The following is a 13,759-nucleotide window of genomic DNA, read 5'->3' as shown; positions in this document are numbered from 1 at the left end:
CGGTCAGCGCGTCGCGGTGATCGAAGTCGCTGGCTGGTCGCCGGGCGGCGCGGCCGGCCGCTGCTGGACGGCGGCGACGACCTCCTCGAGGCGGCCGTGGATCCGGGCGGCGGTGAGGTGGTCGAAGTAGTCGCGGGAGCTGACGATCTGACCGTCGCGGACGCGGAGCACGAAGATGCCGGGCAGCGAGAACGGTTCGCCGGCGGCGGTGCCCTGATACTCGAACTCGGCGACGATGACCTCGGGATCGGTGGTCTCGTGGACGGTGATGTTGACCGGCCGGCGGTGCAGCTCCGGGCCGGTGCCGGTGGGCCGGAAGTGCTCGCGGAGCTCGTCGCGGGTGCGCAGCGCGGGCGCGCGCAGCGGGTCGAACGGGTGCACGACGTCGGTCTGCTCGGCGTAGAGGTCGGCAAGCTCGTCCCACCGCCCCTCCGAGACGCCGTGGACCAGGGCAAGGAACACCTCTCGCGGAGTCATGCGATTCCTCCCGGTAGTATCCGAAGTGTTGACTCCGATTATATGGAGTCGCCACTCCGGATATCAAGGGACGCCGCATGCCCAGGACCCAGCGGGTCGACGCGCAGGCCAATCGTGGCCGGATCCTCGACGTCGCCGAGGAGGTGTTCGGCGCCAGCGGTGCGGCCGCGTCGACCGAGGAGGTGGCCCGCCGGGCCGGGGTCGGCATCGCCACCGTGTTCCGGCACTTCCCCACGAAGGCGGCCCTGCTGCAGGCGGTGCTCGTCCGGCGGTACGACCGGCTCCGTGAGCAGGCCGAAGCGCTGCTCGGGGCCGAGGACCCGGGCAGCGCGTTCCGTGACTTCTTCCGCCACCTCGTCGCCGACGCCGCGACGAAGATCGCCATCGGCGAGGCGCTGCTGCACGCCGGCGGTGACAGCGACGGCGAGGCGGCGCAGGCGTCCAACGGCCTGCGCCGCGCCGTCGGGGCCCTGCTGCAGCGCGCCCAGCGGGCCGGCGCCGTCCGCGACGACGTCGAGCTGCCCGAGGTCTATGCCCTGCTGGTGGCCATGTCCCGGCTGGCCACCGACGCCGAGGTGACGGCCCGGGCCCTCGAGATCGTCTTCGACGGCCTCGCTGAGGTCACCGGCGGCGGACGGCGAACCGTTCGGCCGTGAACGTCCCGCCGTCGACGCGGATCCCGAAGCCGTAGCGGTACTGCGCCCGCACGGCCGGGTCGTCGAGGCGGGCGAAGCGGCCGACGTCGGCGGTGAACAGGTACTGCCACGCGCCACCCGCGGCGACGGCGTAGGCGCTGAGCTCGTCGCGGTGCAGCACGCACGCGAGGCGGGCGTTCGGACCCGGATAGTTGATCGTTGCGTCGAGCTGGGTGACGCGCTGGCCGGTGAGGGTGCCGGCGATCCGCACGTCCCAGCCGGTCCGTTTGAGCTTGTGGTTGTACCAGACGAGCAGGTAGTTCTGCGCGTCCTTGACCAGCCCGGCGAACAGCGTGTCCTGGCCGGTGGCGGCCGCGTTGGCGTAGGAGCGCTGGCTGGCGATGACCGCGACGGGTGAGACGGTCGCGGCCACGGTCGAGCGCAGCAGCGCGAACGCCGGCGCGCCGCCCGCCGCGACGGTCAGCACCCCGCCGGCGGCCTGCACGGTCCCGGCGCGGCTCTCGGGCGCGGGCGCCAGCACCGTGAACCCGCCGAGCCCGGCGTCGAACTCCTGCTCCAGCACCACAGTCGGATAGTTCTCCGGCGTCGGCAACGGCGGCAGCAGGTCGACGTCGCGCAGGTGCGCGTCGAGGGCCGCGTGCAGCGCCTGCACCCGGGCCGGTTGGCTGGCCGCCAGGTCCGTGGCCTCGCCCGGGTCGGCGACCAGGTCGAACAGCTCCTCGCGGCCGTCGTGCAGGTATCGCAGCAGCTTGTGCCGTCCACTGCGGACGGACGCCGTCGGCGCGCCCGGCGGGTGCCAGTGCGGGTAGACCCAGAACAGGTCCTCCCGGGCCGGCGCCGCCCCGCCGCTGAGCAGCCCGGCGAAGCTGGCCCCGTCGAGCTGCTGCCCGGCGGGCCGGGCCACGCCGGCCACGTCGAGCAGCGTGGGCATGAAGTCGACGGTGCTGAACGGCGTGTCCACGACCCGGCCGGGCGCGCCCGCCGGGTGGTAGGTGATCATCGGTACCCGCACGCCGCCCTCGTACAGGGTCGCCTTGCTGCCGCGCAGCGGTGCGTTGGTCGCGACGGCGCTGTCGCCGCCGTTGTCGGACAGCAGCACGATGACGGTGTCGCCGGCGATGCCGAGCTGGGTGAGGGTGGCCCGGATCGCGCCGACGCCGTCGTCGATGACCTCGAGCATCGCGGCCAGGACGGGATTACGGCCGGGCTGCCCGCTGCCGGTTTTCGCGGCGTACTTGTCGACGAGCGCCTGCGGTGCGGCGAGGGTCGCGTGGGTGGCGTAGTGGGCGAGGTACAGGAAGAACGGCGTGCCCTGCTGGTGCGAGCCGGTGATGAAGTCGACGGCCTCGAGGTTGAGCCGGTCGACCAGGTACTCGTCGGGCTTGCGGGCCGGCAGGTCCGGCAGCATGAAGTACGGGTGGAAGTAGTCGCCGCCGGCGATGTACTGCTGCTCGGAGGCGATGACGTCGGTGAACCCGTGCGACCACGGGTTGCCGGGCCGGGACGTGACCGGGCCGGTGTAGGTCTCGCTGAGGTGCCACTTGCCGATCAGGCCGGTGCGGTAGCCGGCGTCGCGCAGCGTCTCCGGCAGCGTGCGGTGGCTGGTCGGCAGGAAGTCGTCGCCGGACGGGCCGAGGAACTCGGTGATGCCCACCCGCGCCGGGTACTGCCCGGTCATGATGCTGGCCCGGGTCGGCGAGCAGACCGGCGCGGCGGTGTACCCGGCGGTGAACCGCACCCCGTCGGCGGCGAGCCGGTCCATGTGCGGGGTCTCGTTGAACGTGTTGCCGTAGCAGCCGAGCTCCCGCCGGGCCAGGTCGTCGATGAGCACGACGACGATGTTCGGTCTCGTCGCGGCGGCGGCGTCACCCGGTCCGAGCGCCCAACCGGTGCCGGCGCCGATCCCGGCGGCACCGAGCCCACGCAGCACGGCGCGGCGATCCATTGCACTGCTCATGTCGATTCCCCTCGTGGCGGCGGCGGGAGCCGTGCCAGCGAAGGTAGGCCGCCCGAATTCCTCCGTCGAGCACCCGGCAATATCGAACCACATCTGTTAACAAGGGCACCGCGGCGCGGGCGTCGCCGGCACGCTCGAGGGAGCAGCTCCGCAAGGACACGCCCCCGCGGGACGCGTCACAGCCCGGGCATGGTCCACCATGGGTCACGTGTCCGCCCTCCTGTCCGTCCTGTACATCGTGCTACTGGTCACCGCCGGAATGGCCGGGGCGCAACTGGTGCGTTCCACGCCCCGCCGGACCCCGATCGCCACGATGATCGCGTTCGCCCTCACCGCCGTGCCGTCGCTCCTGCAACTCACCGTGGCGCCGGGCCTGTTCGAGGCGCTGCGCCGCGACCGGACGGCGATCGGCGACGGCGAGCTGTGGCGCCTGGTCACGTCGTTCACCGTCCAGGACAGCGGCTGGACCGGCACGATCTTCAACCTGGCCGCGCTCGCCGTCATCGGTACCCTCGCAGAACGCCGCTGGGGCCCGGGCCGGTGGGTCGCCATCGCGCTCGCCGTGCAGGTCCTGGGCAACCTGTGGGGCCTCGTCGTCCAGCCCGTCGGTGCCGGCACCTCCCTGGTCATCTTCGGTCTCGCCGGGTCGCTCGCGGCGGCCGCCGTCGTCGCCCGCGACGTGGACCGCCGGGCCCGCTCGGCGGCCGCGGTGAGCCTGATCGCCGCGCTGACCCTCCTCGTCCTCGCCGACATCCACGGCGGCGCGGCGCTGCTCGGCGCCCTGGCCGGCGCGGCGCTCGCCGTCCCCCGGCGATCGATTCCGGTCACCCCGCCGTCCTGAGGTCGGACCCGGCAGGCCCGGCCCGAGGCGTGGCCGGCGGGTCCGGCAGGATCTGCCCCCATGGGATCTTCGCCGCGGTGGCTCAGCCGCTACAAGGACGGGCAGCAGGACCAGGTCTGGCAGGAGCTGCGCCTGCTCGGCGGCGCGGTCCGGGAGTCCGAATGGGCCGGGGAGGCGCAGCTGGTCTGCGACGAGATGGCACACCGGGCCCGGCACAACGTCGAGCTCATCGTCGAGCGGCTGACCGCGGAGGGGTACCGCTTCCACCGCAACGACGACGAGGAGACCCCGACGAGGGGGCACATCCCACCGGGGCCCGGCGCCGAGGCGCAGGCGGCCTGGCTGCAGGAGCGGTTCGGCGCGGTGCCGATGACGCTGCTGTCGTGGGTGCGGATCGTCGGCGACGTCTGGCTGGTCGGCACGCACCCGCAATGGGCCTCGTCGGCGAGTGGCGACCCGCTGGTGCTGCAGGTGGAGGGCACGCACCACCCGGACTCGTCGATCCGCGACTACTTCGACGAGGGCTGGACCGGCTGGCAGCAGGACCAGGCGGACGACCCCGACAACGCCGGGCTGTTCGTGTTGCCGCTGGCGCCGGACCGGTACCACAAGGCGAACGTCAGTGGCGGCGGGCCGTACGGGATGGTCCTGCCCGACCGTTGCGTCGACGGGCTGTTCAACTGGGAGACCACGATGCCGTTCGTGTCGTACCTGAACTGGGTGTTCCGCGAGGGCGGGTTCCCCTGGCCGTCCGGCGAGGCCACCCAGTGGCGGGTCCGGCGCCGCCTGGTGGGCGGCATGCTGAGGCTCTGACCAGGCGGGGAAAGTCGAACGTTCGGGTGAGATCCGGTACGTAACCGGCACGATAGGGTCGGGACCGTGACGCGGGAGGCGCTTCGATCAACGGCCGCCCCCGCGGTCGATGCGGTGACCCGGCGATGCGTCGCGGCCACCATCGTCAATGCCGTGCTGGGCACCGCCTGGTGCGTCGCGTTCGTCACGGTCGGCGCCGGCACGGAGGCGTTCGCGTATGCGTTCGCGCCGCTCGGCGGGGTGTTCGCGGTCGCGGCCGTGCACCGGCTGGCCCGCAGCGGGCACCTCGGCAGGGTCGCCCGGCGGTTCTGGCGCACGGTGCTCGTCGCCGTCGGCACGGTCACGGTCGGCTACGGCTGGCTGGCGGTCGACATGCTGGTGCACGCCGACACGGCGCACACGCGGACCATGCCGGTGCCGGCCGCGGCCTGCGCGGCGGTCGGGTTCGGGATCGCCATCTGGGCCATCGCCCGGGTGCCGGTCGCCACGACCGGGGGCACCGAGTGGTGGCGGATGCTGCTCGACCGCGCGATCGCGTTCCTCGGCTGCACGGCCGTGCTGTGGTATGCGGTGCTGGCCCCCATGCTGTCGGCCCGCGAGCCGTGGAGCCGCCAGGCGATGGTGCTGACCGCGCTCGCGTTCCTGGTCACGGTCGGTGCCGTGACGAAGGTGTCCTACGTCGCGGGCGGGCCCATCGACCCCACCGCCCTGCGGCTCGTAGCGGCCAGCGGCGGGGTCATCGCCGGGGTCGTCGCCGTGCTCGCGGTGCGGTTCGGATACGCCGCCACCGTGCCCGCCCAGGCGGTCGTGATGCCCCTCGCCCCGGCGCTGGTCGCGCTCGGTGTCGCGGCGCAGTGGCGGGCCGACCGGGGCCCCCGCCGCGACCCGAACCGCGGCGGTGTGCTGCTGCCCTACCTGGCCGTGATCGCGGTCGACGCGCCGCTGATCGCGGTCGCGTTCGGCGCGCCGGTGCACTGGCCGGCCCGCGTGGTCGTGATCGCCGCGGTGGTGGTGACCGGGCTGGTCACGGTCCGGCAGTACCTCGCGTTCCAGGAGAACGCCCGCCTGCTGCACAACACGCGGGTCCAGGAGGAGCGGCTGCAGTACGAGGTCAGCCACGACGCCCTCACCGGGCTGGCCAACCGGGCGCTGTTCCGGGGGCGGCTGACGACCGCGCTGACCAGGACGGAACGGGCGACGGTGCTCCTGGTCGACCTGGACGACTTCAAGGCCGTCAACGATCTGCTCGGCCACGGCGTCGGCGACCACCTGCTCGTCTCCGTGGCGCGGCTGCTGCGCGCCGAGGTCGGCGACGACGGTCTGGCGGTGCGGGTCGGCGGCGACGAGTTCGCGGTGCTGCTCACCGCGGCCGACGCCGACCCCGAGGAGCTGGCCGGCCGGCTGGTCGACGCGCTCAACCAGCCGATCAGCGAGCACCGCCTCCTGGTGCAGGCGAGCATCGGCATCGCCACCGCCGCGCCCGGCGCGACCGTCGACTCGGTGCTGCGCAACGCCGACGTCGCGATGTACACGGCGAAACAGCGCGGCAAGGCCGGCTTCGTGCGATACGTCGAGGGCATGGGCGAGCCGGTGCTGGCGCACATGCAGCTCGGCGGGGAGCTGCGGCGGGCCCTGGACGACGGCGAGCTGCGCGTGGTGTACCAACCGATCATGCGGCTGGCGGATCACCGGATGATCGGCGTCGAGGCGCTGGTCCGCTGGCACCACCCGGCCCGTGGCGTGATCAGTCCGGCCGAGTTCATCCCGGCCGCCGAACGGACCGGCCTGATCGTGCCGCTGGGCCGGTTCGTGCTGCGCGAGACCTGCCGGCAGGCCGCCGCGTGGCTGGCCGAGTTCGGGCCGGACGCGCTGCCTGAGGCGGGGCTCAACGTGTCGGCGCGGCAGCTGCACGACCCCGACTTCGTGTCCGACGTGACCGCCGCGCTCGCCGACAGCGGGCTGCCCTGCGAGCGGCTGGTCCTCGAGGTGACGGAGTCCGCGGTGCTGCGCGGGCAGCAGGTGTCCCGGACCCTGTACGAGCTGGACCGGATGGGCATCCGGCTGGCGCTGGACGACTTCGGCACCGGCGAGTCGTCGCTGAGCCTGCTGCGCGCGTTCCCCGCCGCGATCGTCAAGCTGGACAAGTCCTTCGTGGACGGCATCGAGATCGACGACGGTCAGCCGGCCGCGGCCGACGCCCGGCAGGCGGTGGCCCGGGCGGTGATGCAGCTCGCCCGCGCGCTCGGCCTGGACACGGTCGCCGAGGGTGTGGAGAGCGCGGAGCAGGCGGCCGTGCTCCTGGAGCTCGGCTACACCCTCGGCCAGGGCTACCACCTGGCCCGGCCGATGACCGCCGACGGCGTGTCCCAGCTCCTGGCCCGCCAGCAGTCAGTGGCGGCCGGTCCCTTCACACACGGCAGCGCAGCCGGACGATGATGACGTCGCCGGGGAGCTCCTCCAGGTAGGTGGCTATCCGGGCCCGGGTCCACGGCTCGGTCCAGCCGTCGCGGTGCGGGCAGGTGCTGAGGCTGTCGCAGGCGCTGTGGACCGGTTCAAGGTCCAGGTCGACCCACCAGCCGTCCAGGGTGAGCAGCGCGGAGTTGCGCCGCACCTCCTCGGCCCGGGCGGCCACGTATCGCTCCCGGGACACGGTGAACCACGGCAGGATCTCCGGGAGCTGGGCCACCGCCCCCGCTCCGAAGTGCGGCGACTCGAGGAGCTGCCGGATCAGCGGCTGGGCCCGGTACTGCTCCCCGGCCTGCTGGCGGCCGGGGTCCGGCAGGAGCTTGAAACCGCCGTGCTCGTCCCGCCCGATCGGGACGTACGGGATCTGATTGCGCGGCAGTTGGGCGAAATGCTCCATGGGCAGGGCAGGCGGCAGCTCGTCGCGGAGCTGGTGGAACAGGTCCCAGATCTGCCCGGCGGCGACCTCGGCCGCGGCGCCGGCGCTGGTCAGGTCGAGCAGCCCGCGGGGGCCGCCCGTGCACATGCCGGGCATGCTCGGCTGCTCCCCGAGGCTCCAGTGCGGCTGGTCGTGGATGAGCCGGGGGTCGTCCTCGGCACCGGGCCGGATGTGGAAGCCGTGGCCGTCGTTGCCGCCCGCGATGCGCCAGGATTCCCACTGGTCCCGTTCGGCCGGATAGCCCTGATACGCCTCGAACGGTGCCAGCGCCACATCGAGCGCGCCGACCACGTCCGCCGTCGCGTCCGGCGGCAGGCACACGATGATGCTCAGTCCGGCCATCCGTCCTCCCAACATCCGCACGGCTGATGCTGCGGCGTGCGGTGGGATCGTGTCACAGTGCCGGCCGGCCACGCACGACGATTGTTACGAGCGCGGTGGTCGGGCTGGAGATGACGGATCGCCGGCCCGCAGCGTCCGCCCGATGAGGATCGCGTCGGGCGGGAGGCCGCCGAGGGTCATCGCGGCGTTCAAACCGTCCCGCGCGAGCGTCGCGTCCTGCCGCCCGCAGATGCGCAGGAACGCCGTCACCACGACTTCCCGCGGCGCTGTCCGGTCGCCGGTCAGCCACAACCGGCCGCCGAGCCGCACGTCGCCGCCGACCGGCCGGCCGGTCACCACCGTGCGCCCGTCCGGCAGGGTGAAGGCGTCCTCGATCCGCATCGTGACCATCGGCGTCCACCCTACTTGCCCGTTGCGTTTCATCGATGATTTGATGAAAGTGGATGGGTTTTGCCAGTCACGACGTCGGGGGTTTCTCATGACCGCAGTCAGCGAACATCAGGCCGGGGCGCTGCCGCCGTTACCGTTGCCGGGGGAGCAGAAGTGCCCGTTCGGGCCGCCGCCGGAATACGAGGACCTGCGCGCCGGACAGCCGGTGATCCGGGTGTCCTGCCCGACCGGCGTGGACGCGTGGTTGGTCAGCCGGTATGCCGACGTCCGTCAGGTGCTCGGGGACCCGGAGCTGTTCAGCAATCGGGCCGGGGTCGCCGCGCACATCCTGCTCGGGTTCGGTGGCGGCACCGACGTCCCGGTCAGCGAGGGTGAGTTCCCCCGCATGGACGGCGCCGAGCACCTGCGGTTCCGCCGGCACATGGCGCCCGAGGTGTCCAACATCAAGCGGATCAACCAGCTCCGCCCGCTGGTGCAGGGGATCGTGGACCGGCAGCTGGACGCGCTGGCCGCGACCACGCAGCCGGTGGACCTGTACGCCGACTTCGCCCGGCCCGTCACCACCGCCGTCATCGCCGAGCTGCTCGACGTGCCGGAGGCCGACCAGCCGCTGTTCAAACGGGCCGCCGAGTCGCTGTCCGCGGGCGGGTCGAGCGCCACTGACGTCGCGGCGGCGCTGCAGCCCCTGTTCGAATACCTGTACATGACTGTCGTGACCCGTCGCGCCGCCCCGGGCGAGGACGTCATCAGCCGCATGATCGTGCGCAGCGACCAGACCGACCAGCCGTTCACCGACATGGAGCTGGTCACGATGGCCGCGGCGCTGCTGATCGCCGGGTATGACACCACCGCCAGCCTGATCAGCCACGGCGTCCTCGCGCTGCTGGAGCACCCGCAGGAGCTGGAGCGGCTGCGCGAGGACCCGTCACTGGCCGGGACCGCCACGGAGGAGCTGGTCCGCTACCTCGGCGTCGGTGGCGGGCTGCTGCGCGAGGTCACCCAGGACACCGAGATCGCCGGGCAGCCGGTGAAGGCCGGCGACTACGTGGTGGTCGCGGTCCAGTCGGCCAACCGCGACGGCGCCCTCTACGCCGACGGGGACCGCCTCGACGTCGGCCGGACCAGCGGCGCGCACCTCGGCTTCGGGCACGGCCCGCATCAGTGTGTCGGGCAGCAGCTGGCCCGCCTCGAGCTCACCACCGTCCTGGCCACCCTGCCGCGGCGGATCCCGTCGCTGCGCCTCGCGGTGCCGTTCGACGAGATCCGGTTCAAGGTGAACAGCTCGGTGCTCGGCCCGGTCGCCGTGCCGGTCGCCTGGGACGAGATCGTCCCGGCGCTGGAATCGGGCGCCTGATGCGGGTCGAGATCCACGCGGACCGGTGCATCGGCTCCGGGGTCTGCGTGCTGCTCGCCCCGGAGGTGTTCGACCAGCGCGACGACGACGGCGTCGTGGTGCTGCTCGACGAGCATCCCGACGCCCGGCACCACGAGTCGGCGCACGACGCCGCGACCCGCTGCCCCGCGCTCGTCATCGAGATCCACGACGAGGGGTAGGTTCGGCGCACGGTCATCGTCGACGCCTGCACGCCGCACGCGGGCGGCGGCAGCCTTACCGCCGTGTTCGACGACGATCCGGAGCTCACCGATGCCGCCCGCCGCGACCTGGTCCGGCGGGCGGGCATCTCCCACGCCGCGTTCCTCACCGTCGGCGACATCCCGGCGGTCCGCTTCTTCACCGCGTCGGGCGAGCCGGCGACATCCCGGCGGTCCGCTTCTCCACCGCGTCGGGCGAGCCGGCGACACTCCGGCGGTCGTTTCTTCACCGCGCCGGGCGAGGCGGTCAACTGCGGCCGCGGCACCATCGCCGCGCAGCGGTCCGGCTGACCCGCCGCGGCGTCACGTCCGCGGGTAGATTGACCGGATGCGGCTCACCAAGTATGGCCACGCCTGCGTGCGCCTCGAGGACGGCGACCGGGCCCTGGTGATCGACCCGGGCGTGTACTCCGAGCCGGCGGCCCTGGCCGGCGCCACCGCGGTGCTCATCACCCACGAGCACGCCGATCACGTCGACGTCGACCTGCTCGCCACGAACCCGGCGCTCACCGTCTACACCCATCCGGCCCTCGCCGCGCAGCTCGGCGCGGTCGCGGTGGAGGTGGGCGACACGTTCACCGCCGCGGGGTTCACCGTCCGCGTCGTGGGCGGCGTGCACGCCGAGATCGTCGACGGCCTGCCCGGCTGCCCCAACGTCGGATACATCGTGGACGGCGTCTACCACCCGGGCGACGCCCTGTTCGTGCCCGCCGAGCCCGTCGACACCCTGCTCGTCCCGGCCTCTGGCCCGTGGGTGAAGCTCGGCGAGGTCATCGAGTTCACCCGCGCCGTCCGCCCGGCCCGCGCGTTCCCGATCCACGACGTCAACCTCAGCGCCCGGGGCCTCGAGTCGTTCGACGACTGGCTGACGGAGACCGCCGGCACCGACTACTCCCGCATCCCGCTGGGGAACTCGGTAGACCTGACCTCCCGGTGATCCGGAAGAGACCTGTGGCGCACCAGGTCTCTTTCCGGATCATGAGCGTCAGGTGACCGCGTCGATCACCTCGAACGCGGCGTCGGGGCGGCCGATGACCACGACGACGTCGCCGGCGCGGCACCGCAGCCCCGGGCCGGGGGCCGGGATGACGTGCTCGCCACGGACGACCGCGACGATGGCCGCGCCGTCGACGCCGGTGCCGGCCAGCGGGCGGCCCACCCGTGGCGAGTCGGTGCCGATCAGCACCTGCAGCACGGACACGCCGCCGGCGTGCCGGTCCAGCCGGGCGCAGTGCGTCACCGGGCCGGCGGCGCCGACCAGGTCGGCGAGGACGCCCGCCTCGGCCGCGGTGAGCAGGACGCCGGTGAGGCGGGTGTCCGGGTCGGCCGGGTCGTAGACGACGAGCTCCCGGCGGTCGTCGGCGTGCCGGACGACCCCGACGCGGTGACCGTCCCGGGCGGCGAGCACGTGGAGGGTGCCGATGCCGGGCAGTGGAGTGCTGGTGGTGTGCATGATGCCTCCTTCGGCGGTCATGTGAAGTACCGCAGCCAGACGTAGCCCCACGCGATGATGGTGGTCATCACGGTGGTGACGATGCCGTAGCGGGTGAACTGCCAGAAGCTGATCGGCTCGCCCGACCGGGCGGCGATGCCGAGCACGACGACGTTGGCGCTGGCCGCGATGGCGGTGCCGTTGCCGCCGAAGTCGGCGCCGAGCGCGAACGCCCACCACAGCGACTGGCCGGTGGCCGGGTCGGGGGTCATCGCGACGATGTCCTCGACGATCGGGGCCATCGTCGCCACGTAGGGGATGTTGTCGAAGAACGCGCCGAGAATCGCCGAGCCGAACAGCAGCCCGGTCGCGGCGAGGAACCAGTTGTCGCCGACCTGACCGGTCGCCCAGCTGCCGATGTTGTGGATGACGCCGGTCTCGACGAGGCCGCCGACCATGACGAACAGGCCCATGAAGAAGACGAGCGTCGACCACTCGACCTCCTGCAGGTACACCGACGTGTCGACGCGGGCGACGAGCACCATCAGCCCGGCGCCGAGCAGGGCGATGATGGCCGGCTCGACGTGGATGACGGCGTGCAGCGCGAACCCGGTGACGACCAGTGTCAGGACCGCGAGGCAGCGGATCAGGAGCCGCCGGTCGGTGATCGACGCGCGCTCGTCCAGGGCCATGACCTCGGCGACGCGCTCGGGGTGGTACTCGAAGCGCTTGCGGAACATGACCCACGCGAGGAGCACGAACAGGACGAACAGGACCACGACGATCGGGGCCATGTGGACGATGAAGTCGTTGAACGTCAGCCCGGCCCGGCTGCCGATGATGATGTTCGGCGGGTCGCCGATGAGGGTGGCCGCACCGCCGATGTTGGACGCGAGGGCCTCCGCGATGAGGTACGGCGCCGCGGGGATCCCGAGCTTGCGGCACACCAGGACGGTCACCGGCGCCACCAGCATGATGGTGGTGACGTTGTCCAGGAACGGCGACGCGACCGCGGTGATGACCATGAGCAGCACGAGCAGCTTGTAGGGCCGCCCGCGGGACCGTTTCGCCGCCCAGATCGCGAGGAACTCGAAGACGCCGGTCTGCTTGATCACCCCGACGATGATCATCATGCCGAGCAGCAGGAAGATGACGTTCCAGTCGATGCCGGCGTGCTCGGAGAAGAACACGTCCTTGCCCGGCACGAGCCCCAGCAGCGCCATCATGCCGGCGGCGAACAGGGCGACGGCGACCCGGTGGACCTTCTCGGTGGCGATGAGGACGAACGCGATCGTGAAGATGGCGATCGCGGCGAGGGCGCTCATCGGCGACCCGGCGGGCCGTGCGGCGTGACGAGCTGACGGGGGCGCGGCGGTATGCGGTACATGATGGACAACCTCCGAAAGGGCAACGCGACGATGCCGTCGACCCTTGTGGGTCACGGCTGTGACAGGTGTCGTCTCGTGCTTCAGGAGGTCGGTGGACCGCGGCAGCCCGGCGTCCCGGCCGACCGTCCATCGTGGATGGTCGCGGAAGCGGGCGCGTCGCACACCGGCCCGAGGTGGACCTCGGCGCCGGTGATGCGTGGCAGGACGGCGAGCCAGTGCGGCGCGTCGGCCCGGGAGTCCCGCGGCTCGGGCAGCTTCCTGCCCTGCGGGGTCTCGGCGCCGGCCACGGTGGCGACGGCGGCCGTGGCGCGGGCGACCTGGAACATGTCGCCGGGCAGCGCGTGCTGGGCCCGGGACAGCCCGAGCAGCAGCGCGCAGGCGCTGAGCGCCAGCCCGATGGCGGCGGCGCGCAGCGCGGAGGAGTTCTTCACGCCGCACCTCCCGCCGATTCTGGAATCGTCAACCCTACCAGGCGCGGCGGGAAGGCGGCTGAGTGTCGCAAGTGGACGGTCAGAACGCCAGGGCCAGTCGGCGCACCGCCTCGCGCAGTTCGTCGGGGGTGCGGTCGCCGTTCGCGAACCGCAGATGCCGGGCCGAGTCCCGCTGCGGGCTCGCCGCGAAGAACTCGCCCTGCTGGTAGACCACGCCGTTGGCGGCCGCCCGCTGGTAGAGCGCCGCCGGGTCGACTGCGTCGTCGGCGAGCCGCGGCCACAGGAACAGCACGCCCTCCGGTGCCTGCGTCTCGAACGCGCCCGGCAGCTGCTCGTGCAGCGCGTCGATCAGGATCCCGGCGCGCTCCCGGTGCAGGTCCCTCGCCGCGGTCAGGACCCGGTCGAACCACTGCTCGTCGCCGGTGACGAGCCGCTCCACGTTGATCGGAAGGACGACGGCCACAGGGGCCAGGAGCTGCTCTCGTCGATCCATGATCACTCCGCCGCGTTGTGGACGGGGGTGGGGGCTATCGTGCT

General features: G+C 72.7%; 16 protein-coding genes. 8 read left to right on the top strand and 8 right to left on the bottom strand.

Translation table 11 applies throughout. The annotated features are described in order from the left end of the window. Positions 1 to 3: 3 nt before the first annotated feature. Positions 4 to 477 (bottom strand): nuclear transport factor 2 family protein, encoded by a 474-nt coding sequence (locus Dsi01nite_RS17650; RefSeq protein WP_203847256.1) that lies wholly within the window; start codon positions 475 to 477, stop codon positions 4 to 6. Positions 478 to 554: 77 nt separating this feature from the next. Between Dsi01nite_RS17650 and Dsi01nite_RS17645 the strand changes: the two genes are divergently transcribed. Further along, complete coding sequence (locus tag Dsi01nite_RS17645; protein ID WP_203847255.1) at positions 555 to 1,133, top strand: TetR/AcrR family transcriptional regulator; 579 nt, start codon at positions 555 to 557, stop codon at positions 1,131 to 1,133. Here Dsi01nite_RS17645 and Dsi01nite_RS17640 read toward each other — a convergent pair. Beyond that, positions 1,099 to 3,090, bottom strand: coding sequence for a sulfatase (locus Dsi01nite_RS17640; RefSeq protein WP_203847254.1), 1,992 nt, complete (start codon positions 3,088 to 3,090; stop codon positions 1,099 to 1,101). The two genes, Dsi01nite_RS17645 and Dsi01nite_RS17640, sit on opposite strands and share 35 nt — an antisense overlap. Positions 3,091 to 3,298: 208 nt before the next feature. Here Dsi01nite_RS17640 and Dsi01nite_RS17635 point away from each other — a divergent pair, with 208 nt between their 5' ends. From Dsi01nite_RS17635 to Dsi01nite_RS17625, 3 genes are all read left to right on the top strand, one after another. Further along, complete coding sequence (locus Dsi01nite_RS17635) at positions 3,299 to 3,931, top strand: rhomboid family intramembrane serine protease (protein ID WP_203847253.1); 633 nt, start codon at positions 3,299 to 3,301, stop codon at positions 3,929 to 3,931. A 60-nt stretch (positions 3,932 to 3,991) separates the two neighbouring features. Beyond that, complete coding sequence (locus tag Dsi01nite_RS17630; RefSeq protein WP_203847252.1) at positions 3,992 to 4,744, top strand: hypothetical protein; 753 nt, start codon at positions 3,992 to 3,994, stop codon at positions 4,742 to 4,744. A 66-nt stretch (positions 4,745 to 4,810) separates the two neighbouring features. After that, positions 4,811 to 7,180, top strand: coding sequence for a putative bifunctional diguanylate cyclase/phosphodiesterase (locus Dsi01nite_RS17625; RefSeq protein ID WP_239135963.1), 2,370 nt, complete (start codon positions 4,811 to 4,813; stop codon positions 7,178 to 7,180). Here Dsi01nite_RS17625 and Dsi01nite_RS17620 read toward each other — a convergent pair. Beyond that, positions 7,152 to 7,988, bottom strand: coding sequence for a hypothetical protein (locus Dsi01nite_RS17620; RefSeq protein WP_203847251.1), 837 nt, complete (start codon positions 7,986 to 7,988; stop codon positions 7,152 to 7,154). The genes Dsi01nite_RS17625 and Dsi01nite_RS17620 overlap by 29 nt on opposite strands. A gap of 84 nt (positions 7,989 to 8,072) precedes the next feature. Continuing rightward, a complete protein-coding gene (locus tag Dsi01nite_RS17615) occupies positions 8,073 to 8,378 on the bottom strand; it encodes a hypothetical protein (RefSeq protein WP_203847250.1) in 306 nt (101 codons plus the stop codon). 88 nt (positions 8,379 to 8,466) lie between these two features. On the opposite strand from Dsi01nite_RS17615, the gene Dsi01nite_RS17610 reads away from it, so the two are divergent. The 4 genes from Dsi01nite_RS17610 (at position 8,467) to Dsi01nite_RS17595 (ending at position 10,908) form a co-directional block, all read left to right on the top strand. Then, a complete protein-coding gene (locus Dsi01nite_RS17610) occupies positions 8,467 to 9,732 on the top strand; it encodes a cytochrome P450 (protein ID WP_203847249.1) in 1,266 nt (421 codons plus the stop codon). Further along, positions 9,732 to 9,932, top strand: a complete 201-nt coding sequence (locus Dsi01nite_RS17605) for a ferredoxin (protein ID WP_203847248.1) — start codon at positions 9,732 to 9,734, stop codon at positions 9,930 to 9,932. Before Dsi01nite_RS17610 ends, Dsi01nite_RS17605 begins: the two co-directional genes overlap by 1 nt. A gap of 63 nt (positions 9,933 to 9,995) precedes the next feature. Beyond that, positions 9,996 to 10,262, top strand: a complete 267-nt coding sequence (locus Dsi01nite_RS17600; protein ID WP_203847247.1) for a hypothetical protein — start codon at positions 9,996 to 9,998, stop codon at positions 10,260 to 10,262. 37 nt (positions 10,263 to 10,299) lie between these two features. Beyond that, entirely contained in the window at positions 10,300 to 10,908 is a 609-nt protein-coding gene (locus Dsi01nite_RS17595) for an MBL fold metallo-hydrolase (RefSeq protein ID WP_203847246.1), read from the top strand. Between the two features lie 48 nt (positions 10,909 to 10,956). On the opposite strand, the gene Dsi01nite_RS17590 is transcribed toward Dsi01nite_RS17595, so the two are convergent. From Dsi01nite_RS17590 to Dsi01nite_RS17575, 4 genes are all read right to left on the bottom strand, one after another. Further along, positions 10,957 to 11,445 (bottom strand): cation:proton antiporter regulatory subunit, encoded by a 489-nt coding sequence (locus Dsi01nite_RS17590; RefSeq protein WP_203847245.1) that lies wholly within the window; start codon positions 11,443 to 11,445, stop codon positions 10,957 to 10,959. Continuing rightward, the gene (locus Dsi01nite_RS17585) at positions 11,442 to 12,728 is read right to left on the bottom strand and encodes an ArsB/NhaD family transporter (protein WP_203847244.1); all 1,287 of its coding nucleotides are present in this window, start codon (positions 12,726 to 12,728) and stop codon (positions 11,442 to 11,444) included. Before Dsi01nite_RS17585 ends, Dsi01nite_RS17590 begins: the two co-directional genes overlap by 4 nt. Positions 12,729 to 12,871: 143 nt before the next feature. Continuing rightward, a complete protein-coding gene (locus Dsi01nite_RS17580; RefSeq protein WP_203847243.1) occupies positions 12,872 to 13,222 on the bottom strand; it encodes a hypothetical protein in 351 nt (116 codons plus the stop codon). A gap of 79 nt (positions 13,223 to 13,301) precedes the next feature. After that, entirely contained in the window at positions 13,302 to 13,715 is a 414-nt protein-coding gene (locus tag Dsi01nite_RS17575) for an aminotransferase-like domain-containing protein (RefSeq protein ID WP_203847242.1), read from the bottom strand. Between the last annotated feature and the right edge of the window lie 44 nt (positions 13,716 to 13,759).

It is taken from the genome of Dactylosporangium siamense (assembly GCF_016862795.1).
GTDB lineage: Bacteria > Actinomycetota > Actinomycetes > Mycobacteriales > Micromonosporaceae > Dactylosporangium > Dactylosporangium siamense.
This window is presented reverse-complemented; position numbering and strand designations above follow the sequence as displayed.